Below are 16,731 nucleotides of genomic sequence, written 5' to 3'. Positions count from 1 at the left end.
GGAGTCGAAAGACCACTATCCCGCACGAATGCTAGCTGTTACTTCTGCTTCTTCTCCGCCGACGCTGCCGGTGCTTTCGCCGGGGGCATCTGCTGCACCTTCGTTCCCGGCGCTGGCTTCTCGAATTTCAAATTCACGGTAATCGTGAACGGCACCGCTTGGCCATTCTTCTTCGCGGACTCAAACTTCCATTGCTTCACCGCGTTCGTCGCCAAATCGTTCAGTTCCGGATGCGGACTGCTCACAACCTTCGTCTCGGTGATGGTGCCGTCGGTACCCACGGTCGCAGCCACGGTCACGGTCCCCGGCTTGTTCCACAAGTTGTCGGGGAACGGGGCATTCACGCCGCTCACAAATTTCGGCGGAATCGTCGCGTTCGGATCAACCGCCGGTTGTGCGGCGGCGGCGGGCGCAGCAGTGTTCGCGGCGGGCTTATTGCATGCGACGAAACAGGTAAGCAGAAAGGACGCGAGAACGACTTGAGAGATCTTCATGAGAGTGCCGCTATTGTATATCCGCATCGCTTTTCTCTCTCCTATCGAAAGTAACTCAATCCGCCGCGAAGCCGCATAAATCGCGCCCATATTGTAAACTTGAAGTACCAACCTCTTGCCGCTGAAATCCGCAGTGATTCCCGGCAATCCGGCATTCGATTTGAGGTAGCGGTTAGCTTCAGCTTGCCGAACCGGAGCTCCCAGATCACAGGGGAGCTTTAGCCCCTGCGGCACAATTGAAAGGGAACATTTTGAGTAAGGCACTTCGCAACATCGCCATTATTGCGCACGTCGATCACGGCAAAACCACGCTGGTCGACGCCATGTTGAAACAATCCGGCACCTTCCGCGCCAACGAACAGGTCGCCGACCGCGTAATGGACAGCAACGAGCTCGAACGCGAGCGCGGCATCACCATCCTCGCGAAAAACACCGCGGTCTTTTATCACGACATCAAGATCAACATCGTGGATACGCCCGGCCACAGTGACTTCGGCGGTGAAGTCGAGCGCGCCCTCAAAATGGTCGACGGCGTCATGCTCCTCGTGGACGCCTCCGAAGGCCCACTGCCGCAAACGCGTTACGTGCTCGGCAAGGCGCTGGAAGCGAACCTTCCGCCCATCGTCGTGATCAACAAGATTGACCGCCCCGACGCGCGCGCCCAGGAAGTATTGAACGAGATCTACGACCTCTTCATCGATCTCGACGCAAAGGAAGAGCAGCTCGAATTCCCGGTCCTCTACACCAATGCGAAGATCGGCACCGCCTCCACCGATGCGAAAGTCGCGGGCGAAGACCTGCAGCCGCTCTTCGAAGCCATCGTCAAAACCATTCCTCCGCCGAAGGGCAAAACCGACGGGCCTCTGCAAGTCCTCGTCGCCAACCTCGACTACAGCGATTACCTCGGCCGCATCGCCATCGCCCGCGTCTTCAACGGCACCCTCTTCACGGGCGAAGATGTCGTCATCGCCAAGCTCGACGGCTCGTTCCACAAAACGAAAATCACGAAACTGTTCTCATTCAGCGGCCTCAAGCGCGTCGACATCACCGAGACCGAACTCGGCGACATCGTGGCCGTCGCCGGCGTCGAAGGCATCACCATCGGCGAGACCATTACCGATGCCGACAATCCCAAGCCGCTGCCGCACATCGCCATCGACGAGCCGACCATCGCCATGCAGTTCATGGTCAACACCTCGCCCTTCGCCGGCAAAGACGGCCAGTACGTCACCTCGCGCAATTTGCGCGAGCGCCTCGCGAAAGAGCTGCTGACGAATGTGTCGCTGCGCGTGGAAGATTCCGACTCACCTGACATCTTTAAGGTCGCGGGCCGCGGCGAACTGCAGCTTTCGATCCTCATCGAAATGATGCGCCGCGAAGGTTACGAACTCATGGTCGGCAAGCCCGAGATCGTCACCAAGCACATTGACGGCAAACTGGTAGAGCCCATCGAGAAGCTCACCGTCGACATCCCCGAGACCTTCATCGGCGTGGTCATTGAGAAGATCGGCACCCGCAAGGGACAGATGGAAAAGATGACCAACCACGGCTACGGCCGTGTGCGCATGGAGTTCAAAGTGCCCAGCCGCGGACTCATCGGCCTGCGCAGCGAACTCCTCACCGACACCCGTGGCACCATCGTGATGAACTCGCTCTTCGCCGGCTACACCGAGTGGCAGGGCGACATCCCGCACCGCCCCACCGGCGCGCTCGTCGCCGACCGTAACGGACTTACCACCGCGTACGCGCTTTTCGGATTGCAGGAACGCGGAGAACTTTTCCTCGGTCCGGGTGTCGACGTTTACGAGGGCATGGTCATCGGCGAGAACTCACGCGATAACGATCTCGACGTAAATTGCGTCCGCGAGAAAAAGCTCACGAACATGCGCGCGTCGACCTCCGACGATGCCATCCGCCTCGTCCCCTTCAAGAACTTAAATCTCGAGCAGGCGATCGATTTCATCGCCGACGACGAGCTCTGCGAGGTCACCCCGAAGACGCTTCGCCTGCGCAAGAAGATCCTCCAGGCCAACCGTCGTCCGCGCCGCTACGCTACGCCGGAAGACTAACCAAGCTGGGTGCCCCGTCCTTATCGCATAGCAATAGGGCGGGGTTTTCTTTTGCCTTCCAAACACCATCCCCATGGCTTCACCTTAACCCACCCTAACTAGTAACCTTCTGCCCCAATATTCACGCGCATTTTCTTGCTTCGCCCCTCATTTTGCACTAACATTCGCCCACTACTGCTCGCACGAACGCTGTAGTTGGCGATACTTCCATGCGTAAAGACATTCTTCAGCGGCTCTCGGAAGTGAACCGCGAACTTTGGCTCATCCTCTCGCTGTTTATCATCGCGGGGATTTTGAATAACCTCGTCGCGCAGCACGGCTTCATCCTGAACCTCTACGCGCTTCCCACAATCTTCTCTGCCTACGTTTACGGACGCCGTCACGCCGTCCTCACCGCACTCGCCAGCATCTGTATCGTCGTCATCCTTACCTATGTGAACCCCGCGGTCCTGTCTAGCCGCAACATGGTGCTCGGCAGCACCGAACGCTGGTTCGACATCACGATCTGGGGCGGAATCCTCATGGTCACCGCTTACGCCATGGGCACGCTCTATGAGCGCAACGACCAGCGCCTGCGCGAACTACGCAACACTTACAACGGCGTACTCATGATCCTGCGCCACTTCATCTCCAAAGATAAGTACACGCAGAACCATTCTTATCGCGTGTCTGTCTATGCCACCAAGATTGCTTCCGAGATGGGATTCGACCGCGAGCGCCTCGAAGATGTGCGCGCCTCCGCTTTGTTGCACGACATCGGCAAACTCGACATTAGCCGCGACCTGCTCTACAAGGCCGCCAAGCTAACGGAAGCAGAGTACGAAGAAGTAAAGCTGCACGTGCAGAAGGGCATCAACATGCTCGAGCCCGTCGGCGGATCATTGCGCCGCGTGCTACCAATCATCCTGTCGCACCACGATCGTTTCGACGGCAACGGCTACACCCCCAAGGCGGGCGATGCGATCCCCATCGAATCGCGGATCCTCGCCGTCGCTGACTCCTACGACGCCATGACCAGCGATCGCCCCTATCGCAAGGCGATGAGCGCGTTCGAGGCCCGCGACCTCATCACCCAAAAATCCGGCATCGAGTTCGACCCCGACGTCGTCCGCGCCTTCAACACCGTCTTCTCGCGCCACGAAATGGAAATCCCCGAAGTCGTGGTTTAGCGCGATCGTGCGATAACATACATCCGTGACATCGGATTCCGCTGCGCTCGCTCGTCTTCAAAAGTCATTCGGCAATCGAGAAATCGCGTTCGGTTGTGGTGGACTCAAAGTCTTCTCCGGCGAACACCTCACTGCTCAGCAGGTCGGATACTCGGTTTCACCGGATGGCGCGAATCTCTGCACGGACGGCCAGGGCTCGTGGCAAAGTGGCTGGCTCGTGATCGGTTATGACACATGCATGGGCAACCCGCTCTTCGTTGATTCGGCCAACGCAGAGTTGCCTGTATTCACCGCGTATCACGGTGAGGGAGCTTGGCACCCCAGCATGATTGCGGCATCCGCGGACAACTTCGTATCCTGCTTAACGGAATTTGAGAGGATTGCTTCCGGGCGCGAGAATCCCGTTCAACTGAACAAGAACCCTGTCACTGAAGTTGAGCGCGAAGCTTTTCTCAAGCGCGTCAAAGCGCTCTCTCCATCCGCCCCACTCGATATGTACTATTGGGATGCCTTGCTCGATGGCTAGCGCTTAGCCAAAGGGCAAGCGATTCGCGTTACTGGAAGAACTCCGTCATCGTGCCGCCCGTCGCGCCCGCGCCGGGTACCGAGCTCAGCTTCAGCGCGTGCCCGATCAAGCTCAGCACGTCCTGGTGTTGATACGTCGCCGACGACGTATACCCCTGCTTCACATGCGCACCCGCCAGCACGCAGACCACGTGTCCGCCGCCGTGATCGAGATCGGTATCATCGCCCTCATCGAACACCACAATCAGTAATCCGTTCGAGGCGAACTCCGAATTGCTCAGCAGCGGCTGCACGTTCGCGCTCAGCCACGCGTCCGCCGCTGCCAGCCGATCGTTTAACGTGCAGTTCGCATTCGACGCCGGACAGCTATGCGCGCTGTTCAATGCATTCGGCGTGATCCACAAAAAGTTCGGCAGCGAATTCGCGCCGATATCCGCCGAGAGCTGCGAGGAGGGAACGATATTGTTGGCCTGCGCTGTCCCGCGCACATCGCTGAAGTACGAGAACGGATCGTGTCGCTCGATGTATAGTCCCGTGCTCGCGCCGGTGTATGCGGCCGCTGGGATGCTTTCCTCGTACGCCTTCCACGTCAGTCCGGCACTGGTAATGTCGCGCGCGAGGTTGTCCGAACTCACGGTGTTCGAGAACGCATCGTCGAACGTGATCGTCTGCCCGGTGGTCAACATGAAGTAGTTCGGGATGGACGGATGCGCGTTCGCGTAGTAACTCTGCAACGATGCATACTTCCCCGCGAGGCCGCTCAGCCACGGCATCTGTGTATTGCCGATCACATCGTGGTAGCTCGCATTTTCGAGCACCACGATCGCCACGTGTTGGAACTGTGGCACGCTCGCGCTTCCGCCACCTCCACTCCCACCGGAACCACCGTTGTTGGACGAGTTGCCGCCACACGCGGCAAAGCAGAGAAGCAAAGAGAGGGTCAGGGCCGAAACGATTCGCATACTTCCTTAGATAGAAGGAGGTATGCAGCCCCCGAGATGCATCCCCTTAGTGACGCTTTGTTCATATCGTTCGAAGCCAGCATCGTTCCAGGCACCGTCAGAAACAAGAAAGCCCGGCTTTTGGCCGGGCGGTGGGCGTTCGCGAGCCGGTTAGCCTCGCGAGGCACTATGCCCCATCATGCTTCTCATCATCGTGCTTCTCATCCCCCGCATAATTCTTATGCTTCGCTTCATGCCGCGCATCGGCAAGCCACAGCTCCTGCAGCTTCTTCGTCAAATCCATCTCGATCACTTCCACTTCGTGTGCCTCGGCATTGATCACCATCAGCCGCATGTCGTTGCCGACTGCCCGCGCATAGATCAGCGTGCATTCATGGCTCTTGCGCGAGTTCACCTTCACGAACGGATGCCACTCGCTTCCCAGCGATCCTTGCAGGGATGCTTCGAGATCTTCCAGCGAGAGGTGCGCGTCAATGTCTTCCCACGTTGCCAGCTTCAGGTGCGTGGACCGCGCCGGCGTGAAGAACAAGATCGCGCCGAGAAAGGGAATCCGCATCGGCCGATGCCCGAGTTTGTCCGACAACCGATGCACCGCGGTGTTGAACTCATCTTCCGCATGCAGCGGCAGCGCGCACGCAAGAAAGGCCGCAAAAATCGCTAGTGAGACGATGCGTTTCATTCCTTGTCCCCCTTCTTGCCTACGTCGATCTTCAGGTTCGACCCATAAAAGCGCGGCACGCCAAACTGTCCACCCAGCGAGCTGATCTTCGCCAGATCAATCGGCCCGTCAATATAGACGAGCGTGAATTCACGGGCCTCCGCGGCGATCACCGCCAGCCCCGTCATTTTTCCGTTCACCTGGCGTACGTACACGAAGTCGTTTTCGCCGCCGCGCTTGCTCCGTACTCCGACGATGCGGTTCCACTCCGGCGCCTTCAACTGCGCGCGGAACGACTCGATATCGGCATCGCTGTACATGCCTGGCTTGTCGAACTCATAGCTCCGCACATAGATCCCGTTGAGCTGCGACACGATCTCCTTCGCCTGGCGCTGGTCCGCATCTTTGTCTGACAAAAAGTTCTTCGCCAGGTTCAGCATGTTCTTGTCGAGTGTTACGTCCACCGTCTCCGTGGCCTCGTTCGCGTACTTGTCGAAGTTCAATTTCCAGGGAAGCTCCTGCGCGTTCAACAGCGGCGCGCACAACAGGAGCATCAGCCCAATCCTTGCCAGCATCTTCATTGACTTTCTCCGTTCCCGTCGCCATCGGCGCTGATTTCGCGCACGTGGCTCTGGGCCTTGTTCAATTTCGTTCCCGCAATCCGCAGCGCCAGCATCACTTTCTCTCGCGCTTCTTCACCGCGCGCGCGTTCTCGACGCGTATGCTCCACCTGCACTCCCGTGATCGTCCCTGCCGCCACCAGCACCGCAGCCGCCCACAACGCCACCCGCCGGTACAACGTCCGCGGCGGCGGCGCAGGATAAGCCTCCGGCAGCCTCGCCAGCACACGGTTCGCAAAGCCCGCCGGAACTTCATCGGGCCTCAACGCCTCTCGTAGCTGATCTTCAAAATCCTTCATTTCCATCTCTCCGGTTCTGGGTGCCCCGTCCTTATCGCGAAGCGATAGGGCGGGGACTTTGACTTTCCATCTCGCGGCCAGGCCGCAAAACTTTCTCCCTCACTCAACTCTCTCCTGTCATCCTGAGCGAAGCGAAGGATCTGGTGTTCCCGCTGTGGTCGCCACTCCCATCTTCTCCCGCAGCACTCCCAGCGATCTCTGCAGGTGGCTCTTAACCGTCGCCACCGGCATCGACAACGTCGCTGCAATCTCAGGTGGCGATAAATCCTCCTGGTATCTCAGGATCATCACCGCCCGCGCATCCGGCGAGAGTCCGCCAATCAACCGACGCAATCGCTCGCGCACAAAGACATCGTTCTCCACTGGCGCCACGCCGATCTCACGCGCATCTTCCAGCGGCATCTCGATCGCCGGACGCCGCCGCGTGTGGTCAATGCACCGTTGCACCGTCACCCGACGCAGCCAATACTTCGCATGCTCGTCTGACGATACCGACCGCAAATTCTTATGCAGCGCGAGAAAAACATCCTGCGCAATCTCTTCCGCTGCCGGGCGATCGCGCAGAAAGTGCAGCGCCAATCCAAACACCATGCCCTGGTGTTGATGGAGCAATTGCTCGAATTGCGGCCGCCACTCAGTCACTCACAGGCATATACGCAGGCGGCAGCCATTTCGAACGCAAGTTTTCGACTTTTTTACGCAGGGGACGCTTTTTTGCGACGGTTCATTCTCTGTGCCTCTGTGGTGAAGAGGCTGCCCATCCCGCCAAAGCTCTTTAGGGAATTCCACGAACCTAGGCTAGACTTATCCGACCCCATGATCGGCCAAACCGTCTCGCACTATCGCATCGTGGAAAAACTCGGCGGCGGCGGCATGGGCGTGGTTTACAAGGCCGAGGACACGCGCCTGCATCGCTTTGTGGCCCTCAAGTTCCTGCCCACGGAACTGGCGAAGGACCCGCAGGCGCGGGCCCGTTTCGAGCGCGAAGCCCAGGCCGCCTCGGCGCTCAATCATCCCAACATCTGCACCATCTACGACATCGGTGACGACAACGGCCAGGGCTTCATCGCCATGGAGTTCCTCGAGGGCGTAACCCTCAAGCATCGGATCACGACCAAGCCGATGGAGACCGGCGAGATCGTCACCCTTGCGATCGAAATCGCAGATGCCCTCGACGCCGCCCACGCCAAGGGCATCGTTCATCGCGACATCAAGCCCGCCAACCTCTTTATTACCGATCGCGGCCACGCCAAAGTCCTCGACTTCGGTCTCGCCAAAGTGACCGCGACAAAATCCGCAGTGGCCGTGGAAAACGCTCCGACGACCACCGTCGACGAACATCTCACCAGCCCCGGCAGCACTCTTGGCACGGTCGCCTACATGTCGCCCGAGCAGGTGCTTGCGAAAGACCTCGATCCGCGCACCGACCTTTTTTCCTTCGGCGTGGTTCTGTACGAAATGGCCACCGCCACGCTGCCGTTTCGCGGCGACAGCAGCGGCGTCATCTTCGACGCCATTCTGCACGCCGAGCCGGTGCCCGCCGTACGTCTCAATCCCGATGTCCCCGAAAAGCTCGAAGACATCCTCGCGAAGCTGCTGGAAAAAGACCGCGACGTCCGCTATCAATCCGCCGCGGAACTCAAAGCCGACCTCAAGCGCCTGCAACGCGACAGCGAATCGCAGCGCTTCCGCGTCACCTCCGGCGAGAGCATCGCAAGAAAGCCGCAGCCCGTTCGCCGCAAGACCATGGTCGAGATTGCTTCGGTTGTCGCCGTGCTGCTGGTGATCATCGGCTTCGCTGCCTATCACTTCCTCGCGCCGACGAAGCACGATTCCGCGCAGACCAGCAGCGCCAAGCCCACGGTCGAATCCATCGCCGTCCTCCCTTTCCGCGACCTTGCTTCTTCAGCTGGAGATAGTTGGGCCATCGGCATCACTGACGCCATCATCAGCCGCCTCACTTCGCTGAAGAATCTCGCCGTACGACCTACGACGTCGGTCATGAAGTACGCGAAGGAAACGCCCGAGGCCACCGAGGCCGCGAAAGCCCTCCAAGTAGATTCGATCCTCGAAGGCACCTACCAGCGCACGCCCGACGTCACACGAGTCACCGTGCAGTTGATTGACGGCCGCACCGGCACCACCAAGTGGTCGCAGCGCTACGATCTGCGCAGCGCCGACATCCTAACCTTCGAAGACCAGGTCGCCGCCAAAGTTGTGGAAGGCCTGCAAATCGAGATCTCGCCGAAAGAGCAGCAGAACATCCAGCAGCAGCTGACCGCGAACGTCGATGCCTACAACGACTATCTCCAGGGCCGCGCGTATTACAACGAGTACCTCGAGACCTCGCAACTCGACAGCCTCGAGAAATCGCAGGCCGTGCTGAAGCAGGCCATCGCGCTGGATCCCAATTTTGCTGACGCCTACGCCGCTCTCGCGCAGGCTTATCAGTTCCAGGCTGCGAATTTCCTCCACGATGCCAAAGCCAATCTCCAGCGCGGAAGGGAAGCGTCGCTCCAGTCGCTCAAAATCAAACCCGATTTTGCGGAAGGCCTCGTCGCGCTCGCGGGAGGCTATGCGGAAGAAGGCCGTCTCGCGGAAGGTATCCGAGCCAGCCGTCGCGCGGTGGAACTTGCGCCCAACAGCCCTTCCGCCTGGCAGATACTCGCCTACAACTATTACTACGCTGGTCTCAACGACCAGGCCGCGGAAGGTTACGCACGGCTTGTGCAGTTGGACCCGGGCCCGCCACAACCACACTGGATGCACGCGCGCATGCTCCTCTACTCCGGTAAAGCCGAGGCCGCGGAGCAGGCCATGCGCGACACCGTGGCGCGCTTCCCCAACCAATTCAAGGTACTTGGCTACTACGGTTCTTTCCTTTATTACGAAGGCAAACTCGACGAAGCACAGGGCTACCTCGATCGCGGGGTCCAGCTTTCGCAGAACGTCGACGATGATTCCCCCCGCATGATGGCCGGGTTCCTCTACGCCTCGCGCAAGCAACGCGACAAGATCGCCCCGCGACTGTTCCACTACACCCCGGACCAGGTGATCGACGCCGACGCAGCCCACTGGATCGCCGGCATCTACGCGCTCCTCGGCGAACGCGACAAAGCCATCCTCTGGCTCAAGCGTTCCATCGAACTCGGCGACATCAACTATCCCTGGTACGTGCGCGACAAAAACTTCGACAGCCTGCGCTCCGACCCCGAGTTCCAAAAAATTCTCGACGGAGTCCGCGTACGCCACGAAGCTATAGCGAAAGAATTCGCGCAGCCGTAATTTGGTTTTTAAGAATTGTTATCGAGTCCTGTCATCCTGAGCGAAGTCGCGCGCAGCGCGACGGAGTCGAACACTTTCGGATCGAACAAAAGTTTTCGCTCTGTCATCCTGAGCGGAGTCGCGCGCAGCGCGACGCAGTCGAAGGACCCCTATCCTCCCGAAACATCTTCCCCCGATGGAAACTATTCCATTCGCAGAGCCTGTGCCGGATCCAGCCGTGACGCTCGCCACGCCGGATACAGGCACGCCAGCGCCGCCATCGCCAGCAGTGTAACGATCACAGCGGCGAACACTGGGATATCGAACGGCTTCGTCTGGTAGAGCATGGATTCGATCAGCTTCGCCGTTGCCGCACTCCCCGCCAACCCAAGCACCAGCCCCAACAGCGCTGGCCGCAGACCATCCACAAGGACCATCCCCAGCACCTGCTCACGCCGCGCGCCGAGTGCAATTCGCACGCCGATCTCGCCGGTGCGCTGCGTGACGAGATACGCGAGCACCCCGTAGAGACCGGCCGCCGCCAGTACCAGCGCGATCGCAGCAAATGCCAGCACCAGCAGCGAGTCGAATTGCGAGGACATCGTGGAACGACTAATCGTCTGCTGAAGCGTCAGCACGCCGGAAACTGGCAGGTCCGGATCCATCTCGCCAATGATGCGTTGGATCGGCATCGCCAGCGACTCCACGTTGTGCGACGCCCGCACCATCACCGTCGTGCCGGTATATGCGTGGCTGTAAATAGGCAGGTAGAACGTGGGCATCGCGGGCGTCGTGATGTCCCAACGCGTGTCGCCCACCACGCCAATCACCTCGTACGCTTTTTTCTGGTCGCCGAACGTCATGTGCTTGCCGATCGGGTCATCGCCAGCGGGGAAGCACAATTTCACGGCCGATTCGCTGAGAATGAGTACCTGCGCATGATCGAGGCGCTCATCGTCGCGGAAGGTGCGCCCCTTAAGCATCGGAACTTTCGCCGCCGCAAAGTATCCGGGATCGGCGCCACGCCGCTGCAAATCGAGTCCCACGCCCTTGGGCAGCGGCGGATGCTCGACAACCGTCATCAGTGAATCGCCGCCCCATCCCTGGCCTGGCGCACGACTGATCAGCGCTGCCGCTTCCACGCCCGGCACCGTCTTCACGCGCTGCAACAGTTGTTCGAAGAACGCCGCCGGCTTGGCGTCGCCGCTGTAGCGCGCATCGGGAAGGATGACGCGCAGTGTGAGCACGTTGTCCACGGGAATGCCGAGGTCGGTGCTGCGCAACCGTAGATAACTCTTGAGCAACAGTCCCGCGCCAACCAGCAGCACTACGGTCAGTCCCACTTCACCCACCAGCAGCACGCGCCGCAGCGTAGCGCGCTTTCCGCCCGCGCTGTGCGAACGCGACGATTCCTGCAACGTCGCGAGAATGCGCTTGTCGTCCGCGCTCATCCACGCAATCAGCGCCGAGAAGCACGCGGCAAACAACACCGCACCCACTGAGAACGCGAAAGCGAAGCCGTCGAGATGGATCGTCTCAATGCGGTTGATGTCGTGACGCGTAAGCACCAGCCAGCGCAGAGCACCCCACGCCATCAACACGCCGATCGCACCGCCGGCGGTAGAGAGCAGCAAGCTCTCCGTGAGCCGTTCGCGCAACAGGCGCAAGCGACTGCCGCCGAGCGCGGCGCGGATCGCATGTTCTTTGCTGCGCGCGGCAATGCGCGCCACCAGCAAGCTGGCCACGTTCAGGCACGCGATCAGCAACACGCACAGGGTCGCCGCGAGCAGAGCATAGAACGGGGTCTTGTATTTCGCCACCGCATCATCGAGCATGCTGTGGCCGATCGCGCCGGGATGCACCGCCGCCCCCGGATGCTCGGCCTTCACCTGCTTCTGCGCCGTATCCACGCGGCTCATCAGTTGCGCGAAGGTCACGCCCTTCGCCAGGCGCGCGACACCGAAGAATTCGTGGTCATCGTAGATAGAGAGCAACTCCGGCATCTCATGGCCGACCGTCGTCCACACCGCCTGCGCGTTGCTTTGCGACATCGCACTCGAGAACGTGAATGACTCCGGCAGCACGCCGATCACGGTGTAGGGCTTGGCGTCGAGGTAAATGCTCTTCCCCAAAATGTTGGGATCGTGGCTGTAGCGCCGCACCCAGAACGAGTGCGCGAGAATCACCGTGGCCGGCGCTTCCTTGCGATCGTCGTCGGCGGTGAAGTCGCGCCCCAGTGCGGGCTGTACCCCGAGCACACGAAAGAAATTCCACGAGATGCTTGCTGAGTCAATCATCTCGGGCAGCTTGCCGCCCTCGGCCGAAACGTTGTAGCCCTGCCACGGCGAAACCAGCGCCAGCTCCGCCGACCCCTTGGCCGCCTTCTGCCACTCCAGAAAACTTCCGCCCGCCACAGGAAGGTTCGGGCTGAAATTACCGGTGTCCTCGTGCTCCCACAGCGCATAAAGGTTTTGCGACTCCGGATACGGCAGCGGATTGAGCAGCACATTGCGCACCACGGTAAACATTGCGACGGTTCCGCCAATGCCGAGCGCCATCACGAAGATCGCCATCACCGAAAATGCAGGCGCGCGTCGCAACGATCGCGCGGCATACTTCAGGTCGCGCCACAGGCTGTCGAGCAGGGTCAGCGTGTTCTGCTGCCACACCTGCTCGCGAACAATCTCCGGATTACCAAACTTGAGATATGCGCGCCGCCGCGCTTCTTCCGCCGACATCCCGCGCGCCACGTTTTCCGCGGTTTCTTCCGCGATGTGTGTCTGGATTTCCTGCGTGACCTCGGCATCACGACGGCTGCGTAGGAAGAACCGGCGCGGCGTCATTCTTCCACCTCCGCCTGCTTTTCGCCCAGCACGTTGGCGATGGCCTTCGCCATCTGCTTCCAGCGGCTCACTTCCGAGTGAAGCTGCCGCTTGCCCGCCGCAGTCAGCCGGTAATACTTCGCCTTACGATTGTTCTCGCTCGTGCCCCAATACGACGATACCCACCCGCGGTCTTCAAGCCGGTGCAGCGCCGGATACAGCGACCCTTCTTCCACCTCGAGCACATCGTCCGACGTACGCTCGATCACCTTCGCGATGGTGTGCCCATGCGCATCGCCGCTCAGCAGGGTGCGCAGCACCAGCATGTCCAGCGTGCCCTTCAGCATTTCGTTGTTGGCGGATTTATCGGGTGCCATGCCTCTCCCCTCGAATCTCTATGGGAGGGAAGCATACACCCATCGAACTTCTAGGGGAGGGCGTTCGTCCCATGATTGCGCGGGATCAATCAGCGAGAGCCGGCGGTGCCGCTATTTCTCGTCCGTGGGCTTCGGTACGATCTTCACGCCGGCATGGTTCTCGTCCTCGCGGCGCTTTTTCGCAGGAATGCCGAGTTGCTTGCGGGCAGCATCGCCAGACGCCTTACGGTTTTCAGCTAGCTTTTCGTCGCGTTCGGAATCGCTCTGCTCTTTTGCCATCTGATGATTCTACGCTGGTAAGGCGTAGGTACTCTGGCCGCGCGAAGAAGACTTTAGCGCCACCCATACTCCTGAATTCATTGACTCCCACCCGCCTCGCCGCTACGATTAGCCCTCCGACCAACGAATGATAGGGCAGACCTTTTCGCATTACCGCATAACCGAGAAACTGGGTGGCGGCGGCATGGGCGTGGTGTACAAGGCAGAAGACACGCGCCTGCATCGCTTCGTCGCGTTAAAGTTTCTTCCGCCCGAACTGGCGCGCGATCCCCAGGCGCTGGCGCGTTTCCAGCGCGAGGCGCAGGCCGCATCCGCCCTCAACCATTCCAACATCTGCACCATCTACGACATCGGCGAAGACAACGGGCAGGCGTTCATCGCCATGGAGTACCTGGATGGTGTAACGCTCAAGCATAGGATCGAGGGCCGGGCGCTCGATCTCGAAGTTCTGCTGCCGATCGCGATCGAGATTGCCGATGCGCTCGATGCGGCCCACGCCGCGGGCATTGTGCATCGCGACATTAAGCCGGCGAACATTTTCATCACCAAGCGGGAGCACGCCAAGATCCTTGATTTCGGGCTGGCGAAGGTCGAAGTCCTGGCGAGCACTTCCGCGGCGACCATGACCGCCGGCGTTGATGAGAAGCAGCTGACGAGTCCCGGGTCCACCCTCGGTACAGTGGCGTACATGTCGCCGGAGCAAGCGCGCGCGAAGGAACTGGATGCGCGCACTGACTTGTTCTCGTTCGGCGCGGTGCTCTACGAGATGGCGACGGGGCAACTGGCCTTTCGCGGCGACAGCACGGCGACCGTGTTTGAGGCGATCCTGAATCGTGCGCCGGTGCCCCCGGTGCGGCTGAATCCGGACCTGCCGCCGAAGCTGGAAGACATCATTAATAAGGCGCTGGAGAAAGACCGCAACCTGCGCTACCAGCACGCGGCCGACATCCGGGCAGACTTGCAGAGGTTGAAACGTGATACCGAGACGGGTCGCAGCGCCGCCGTGGTGGCGATGCCCGACTTCATGGAGCAGACCGTCACAGTCCCCCCGCCTTCGTCAAAAAAATTGAGCGCGGCGACAACTCCGGCAGCGGCATCCACGCCAAGTGCACCGGCCGCGGCCGGTTCGTCGGCAATCGTGCAGGCTGCAGGCGGCCGCAATGGTCTGATCATCGGGATCGCAGGAATTTTGATCGCGATTGCGGTCGCGGCATTCTTCCTGTTGCGCGGTGGCAAACCTTCTACGACCGGAAACAGCCGCGCAGCCCACAAGGCAATCGCCGTTCTCTACTTCAACAACCTCACCCAAGACCAATCTTTGAACTGGCTCGACAACGGGCTCACCGACATGCTCACCACCAACCTTGCGCAGGTGAAGGGCCTCGACGTGCTCTCCACCGACCGCATCATGACGGCGGTGCGCGGCGTGAGCAAAGACGGCAAAGGGCTCGATCCGTCGCAGGCTCAAAAAGTTGCGCGCGATGCCGGCGCCGATGCGTTCATCACCGGAGCGTTGTTGAAAGTCGGGCCAACGCAATTACGGCTTGACGTCCGCGCGCAGGACACCAACTCCGGGCAGATCCTGTTTTCCGACAAAGTGGAAGGCGCGGACGTGCAGAGCATTTTCGGGATGGTCGACCGCCTGACTGCGAACCTCGCAGGGACGTTCCTGCCGGAATCGGACCGTCCGCAAAAAGGGCCGGAGATCGAGCAGGCTTCCACCTCGAACCTGGAGGCGTACAAGCACTACCAGCTGGGCAGGGATTACTCGGAGCGTTTCCTCACGGAGGACGCGGTTCGCGAGTACGAAGAAGCGGTGCGGCTCGACCCGCAATTCGCGATGGCGATGATCCGCTTGGAGGGAGAGTTTGCGATTTCAGGCGACCTCAAGTCGGGCTTCGAGTGGGCCGCCAGAGCGCAGCAATTGCAGGCACGGCTGCCACGCTATGAACAACTTCAACTGAATTTGTTGCTCTCTTCCCGGGGCGGCGATTACGACGCGCAAATCGCTCTCCTGCGTCAAAACGGTGAAGAGTTCCCGCGCGACATGGCAAACCGGGCGCTGATTGGGCATCACCTGTCGGTCTACCAGGGGAAGGCCAGCGAGGCGGTTGCGTTCTTAAAAGGCCTGCAGGCCGAGTATCCCCACGACGAAAACGTGCTGAACTTCCTGACCTATGCTTCGGCGGAAGCCGGCGACCTGAACGGCGCAATGGCGGCAAATGATGCGTACATCCAGGTGCGGCCCGGAGATCCGAATCCGTTCGACACGCGCGGCGACGCCCTTTTCTTCGCCGGCCACAATGACGAAGCGGTGACGTCTTATCGCAAGGCGATGGAACTGGGCTTCAACGAACACGACAAACTGGCGATCGTCTACGCCGAGCAGAACAAAACCGACATGGCCCGGGCGTCGCTTGCACAATTCAAGGAAAAAGCATCGCCGCTCAACCAACTGTACGCGTCGGTCTTCGAAGCGCAATTCGCCCAAAGCCGCGGCGACGTGGAAGGCGCGATTTCCGCCTATCGCACTGCGATCAAGGGCCTGGAGTCCGCGAAGCAGAATGACGTGGCCGGAGACATCCTGCTGCGCGCCTCGGAGTTGTCGGTGTTATTAGGACAAACGGCGCCGGCGCTCGCCTATGCGCAGCAACAAAAGCTGGGCGGAGCGGAAGGCGCTGCGGTCGCCTTCCTCGAAACCATGCAGGGCAACGAGGCGGCTGTCGATCCGGCCCTGCAAAAATTCTTAACCGCCAAGCCGTGGCTCTCGCCATTCCAGCAGAACCTGGTGCGCAGTAGGAATGCCCTTTGGCTCGCGATTGCGCACAACGACGCTCCGGCAGCAGCCGCGCAAGTCGCGCGATTGCCGAATGCGCAGATGCCGTACCTGCTCTTCCTGAAAGGCCGGGCCCACTTGCTCGCCAACGACCTGGCGGCAGCCGAGTCGGACTTCAAGGCCACGCGGCAATGGGACCGTAACCTGGAGAACTTCCGCGTGATGAGCTTACGCACACCCATTTGGAGCGTGCTGTCGTCGTTCTATCTCGGCCAGGTCTACGAACGTTCCGGAAAGCGCGACGAAGCCATCAACTCTTACCAGCAGTTCCTGTCGCACTTCGAAACATCGCACACGAAATTGCCACAGGTGGCCGAAGCGCGTACCGCGCTCAACCACCTGATGAAATAAGGACGG

At 60.3% G+C, this 16,731-nt stretch carries 14 protein-coding genes; 5 read left to right on the top strand and 9 right to left on the bottom strand.

Annotation, left to right across the window (positions count from 1 at the left end):
- Positions 1-38: 38 nt before the first annotated feature.
- Positions 39-494: an energy transducer TonB gene (locus tag ACID345_RS22900; protein WP_187148898.1), complete on the bottom strand. Its 456-nt coding sequence runs from the start codon at positions 492-494 to the stop codon at positions 39-41.
- Between the two features lie 251 nt (positions 495-745).
- On the opposite strand from ACID345_RS22900, the gene typA reads away from it, so the two are divergent.
- The 3 genes from typA to ACID345_RS26055 all read left to right on the top strand — a co-directional run bounded on the left by typA (position 746) and on the right by ACID345_RS26055 (position 4,258).
- Positions 746-2,563, top strand: coding sequence for a translational GTPase TypA (gene typA, locus ACID345_RS22895; protein ID WP_011525201.1), 1,818 nt, complete (start codon positions 746-748; stop codon positions 2,561-2,563).
- Positions 2,564-2,772: 209 nt separating this feature from the next.
- On the top strand, positions 2,773-3,732 hold the full coding sequence (locus ACID345_RS26060; protein ID WP_011525200.1) for an HD-GYP domain-containing protein: 960 nt from the start codon (positions 2,773-2,775) through the stop codon (positions 3,730-3,732).
- A gap of 25 nt (positions 3,733-3,757) precedes the next feature.
- Positions 3,758-4,258, top strand: coding sequence for a hypothetical protein (locus ACID345_RS26055; protein ID WP_011525199.1), 501 nt, complete (start codon positions 3,758-3,760; stop codon positions 4,256-4,258).
- A gap of 28 nt (positions 4,259-4,286) precedes the next feature.
- Here ACID345_RS26055 and ACID345_RS22880 read toward each other — a convergent pair whose 3' ends face one another.
- From ACID345_RS22880 to ACID345_RS22860, 5 genes are all read right to left on the bottom strand, one after another.
- On the bottom strand, positions 4,287-5,219 hold the full coding sequence (locus ACID345_RS22880) for a phosphoesterase (RefSeq protein WP_011525198.1): 933 nt from the start codon (positions 5,217-5,219) through the stop codon (positions 4,287-4,289).
- A gap of 166 nt (positions 5,220-5,385) precedes the next feature.
- Positions 5,386-5,898 carry a hypothetical protein gene (locus ACID345_RS22875; protein WP_011525197.1) on the bottom strand — a complete coding sequence of 171 codons (513 nt, stop codon included), beginning with the start codon at positions 5,896-5,898 and terminating at the stop codon, positions 5,386-5,388.
- Positions 5,895-6,458 carry a DUF4252 domain-containing protein gene (locus ACID345_RS22870; RefSeq protein ID WP_011525196.1) on the bottom strand — a complete coding sequence of 188 codons (564 nt, stop codon included), beginning with the start codon at positions 6,456-6,458 and terminating at the stop codon, positions 5,895-5,897. The genes ACID345_RS22875 and ACID345_RS22870 overlap by 4 nt, the downstream gene beginning before the upstream one ends.
- A complete protein-coding gene (locus ACID345_RS22865) occupies positions 6,455-6,796 on the bottom strand; it encodes a hypothetical protein (RefSeq protein ID WP_011525195.1) in 342 nt (113 codons plus the stop codon). Before ACID345_RS22865 ends, ACID345_RS22870 begins: the two co-directional genes overlap by 4 nt.
- A 117-nt stretch (positions 6,797-6,913) precedes the next feature.
- Positions 6,914-7,438, bottom strand: coding sequence for an RNA polymerase sigma factor (locus ACID345_RS22860; protein ID WP_148210233.1), 525 nt, complete (start codon positions 7,436-7,438; stop codon positions 6,914-6,916).
- A gap of 174 nt (positions 7,439-7,612) precedes the next feature.
- Between ACID345_RS22860 and ACID345_RS26050 the strand changes: the two genes are divergently transcribed.
- A complete protein-coding gene (locus ACID345_RS26050; RefSeq protein ID WP_011525193.1) occupies positions 7,613-10,081 on the top strand; it encodes a serine/threonine-protein kinase in 2,469 nt (822 codons plus the stop codon).
- A gap of 182 nt (positions 10,082-10,263) precedes the next feature.
- Here ACID345_RS26050 and ACID345_RS22850 read toward each other — a convergent pair whose 3' ends face one another.
- The 3 genes from ACID345_RS22850 to ACID345_RS27135 all read right to left on the bottom strand — a co-directional run bounded on the left by ACID345_RS22850 (position 10,264) and on the right by ACID345_RS27135 (position 13,538).
- Positions 10,264-12,903, bottom strand: coding sequence for an ABC transporter permease (locus tag ACID345_RS22850; protein WP_011525192.1), 2,640 nt, complete (start codon positions 12,901-12,903; stop codon positions 10,264-10,266).
- Positions 12,900-13,259: a PadR family transcriptional regulator gene (locus ACID345_RS22845; protein ID WP_011525191.1), complete on the bottom strand. Its 360-nt coding sequence runs from the start codon at positions 13,257-13,259 to the stop codon at positions 12,900-12,902. Before ACID345_RS22845 ends, ACID345_RS22850 begins: the two co-directional genes overlap by 4 nt.
- A 111-nt stretch (positions 13,260-13,370) precedes the next feature.
- A complete protein-coding gene (locus ACID345_RS27135; RefSeq protein WP_187148897.1) occupies positions 13,371-13,538 on the bottom strand; it encodes a hypothetical protein in 168 nt (55 codons plus the stop codon).
- A 127-nt stretch (positions 13,539-13,665) separates the two neighbouring features.
- Between ACID345_RS27135 and ACID345_RS26045 the strand changes: the two genes are divergently transcribed.
- Entirely contained in the window at positions 13,666-16,725 is a 3,060-nt protein-coding gene (locus ACID345_RS26045; RefSeq protein WP_011525190.1) for a serine/threonine-protein kinase, read from the top strand.
- Positions 16,726-16,731: the final 6 nt, after the last annotated feature.

Source organism: Candidatus Koribacter versatilis Ellin345 (assembly GCF_000014005.1).
GTDB lineage: Bacteria > Acidobacteriota > Terriglobia > Terriglobales > Acidobacteriaceae > Korobacter > Korobacter versatilis_A.
This window is presented reverse-complemented; position numbering and strand designations above follow the sequence as displayed.

Excerpts from the sequence above, each read along its gene's own strand:
- ACID345_RS22870 (WP_011525196.1), bottom strand. The coding sequence starts at position 6,458 with ATGAAGATGCTGGCAAGGATTGGGCTGATGCTCCTGTTGTGCGCGCCG.
- ACID345_RS22865 (WP_011525195.1), bottom strand. The coding sequence starts at position 6,796 with ATGAAGGATTTTGAAGATCAGCTACGAGAGGCGTTGAGGCCCGATGAA.
- ACID345_RS27135 (WP_187148897.1), bottom strand. The coding sequence starts at position 13,538 with ATGGCAAAAGAGCAGAGCGATTCCGAACGCGACGAAAAGCTAGCTGAA.
- ACID345_RS26045 (WP_011525190.1), top strand. The coding sequence starts at position 13,666 with ATGATAGGGCAGACCTTTTCGCATTACCGCATAACCGAGAAACTGGGT.
- ACID345_RS22875 (WP_011525197.1), bottom strand. The coding sequence starts at position 5,898 with ATGAAACGCATCGTCTCACTAGCGATTTTTGCGGCCTTTCTTGCGTGC.
- ACID345_RS22880 (WP_011525198.1), bottom strand. The coding sequence starts at position 5,219 with ATGCGAATCGTTTCGGCCCTGACCCTCTCTTTGCTTCTCTGCTTTGCC.
- ACID345_RS26050 (WP_011525193.1), top strand. The coding sequence starts at position 7,613 with ATGATCGGCCAAACCGTCTCGCACTATCGCATCGTGGAAAAACTCGGC.
- ACID345_RS26060 (WP_011525200.1), top strand. The coding sequence starts at position 2,773 with ATGCGTAAAGACATTCTTCAGCGGCTCTCGGAAGTGAACCGCGAACTT.
- ACID345_RS22850 (WP_011525192.1), bottom strand. The coding sequence starts at position 12,903 with ATGACGCCGCGCCGGTTCTTCCTACGCAGCCGTCGTGATGCCGAGGTC.
- ACID345_RS22845 (WP_011525191.1), bottom strand. The coding sequence starts at position 13,259 with ATGGCACCCGATAAATCCGCCAACAACGAAATGCTGAAGGGCACGCTG.
- ACID345_RS22900 (WP_187148898.1), bottom strand. The coding sequence starts at position 494 with ATGAAGATCTCTCAAGTCGTTCTCGCGTCCTTTCTGCTTACCTGTTTC.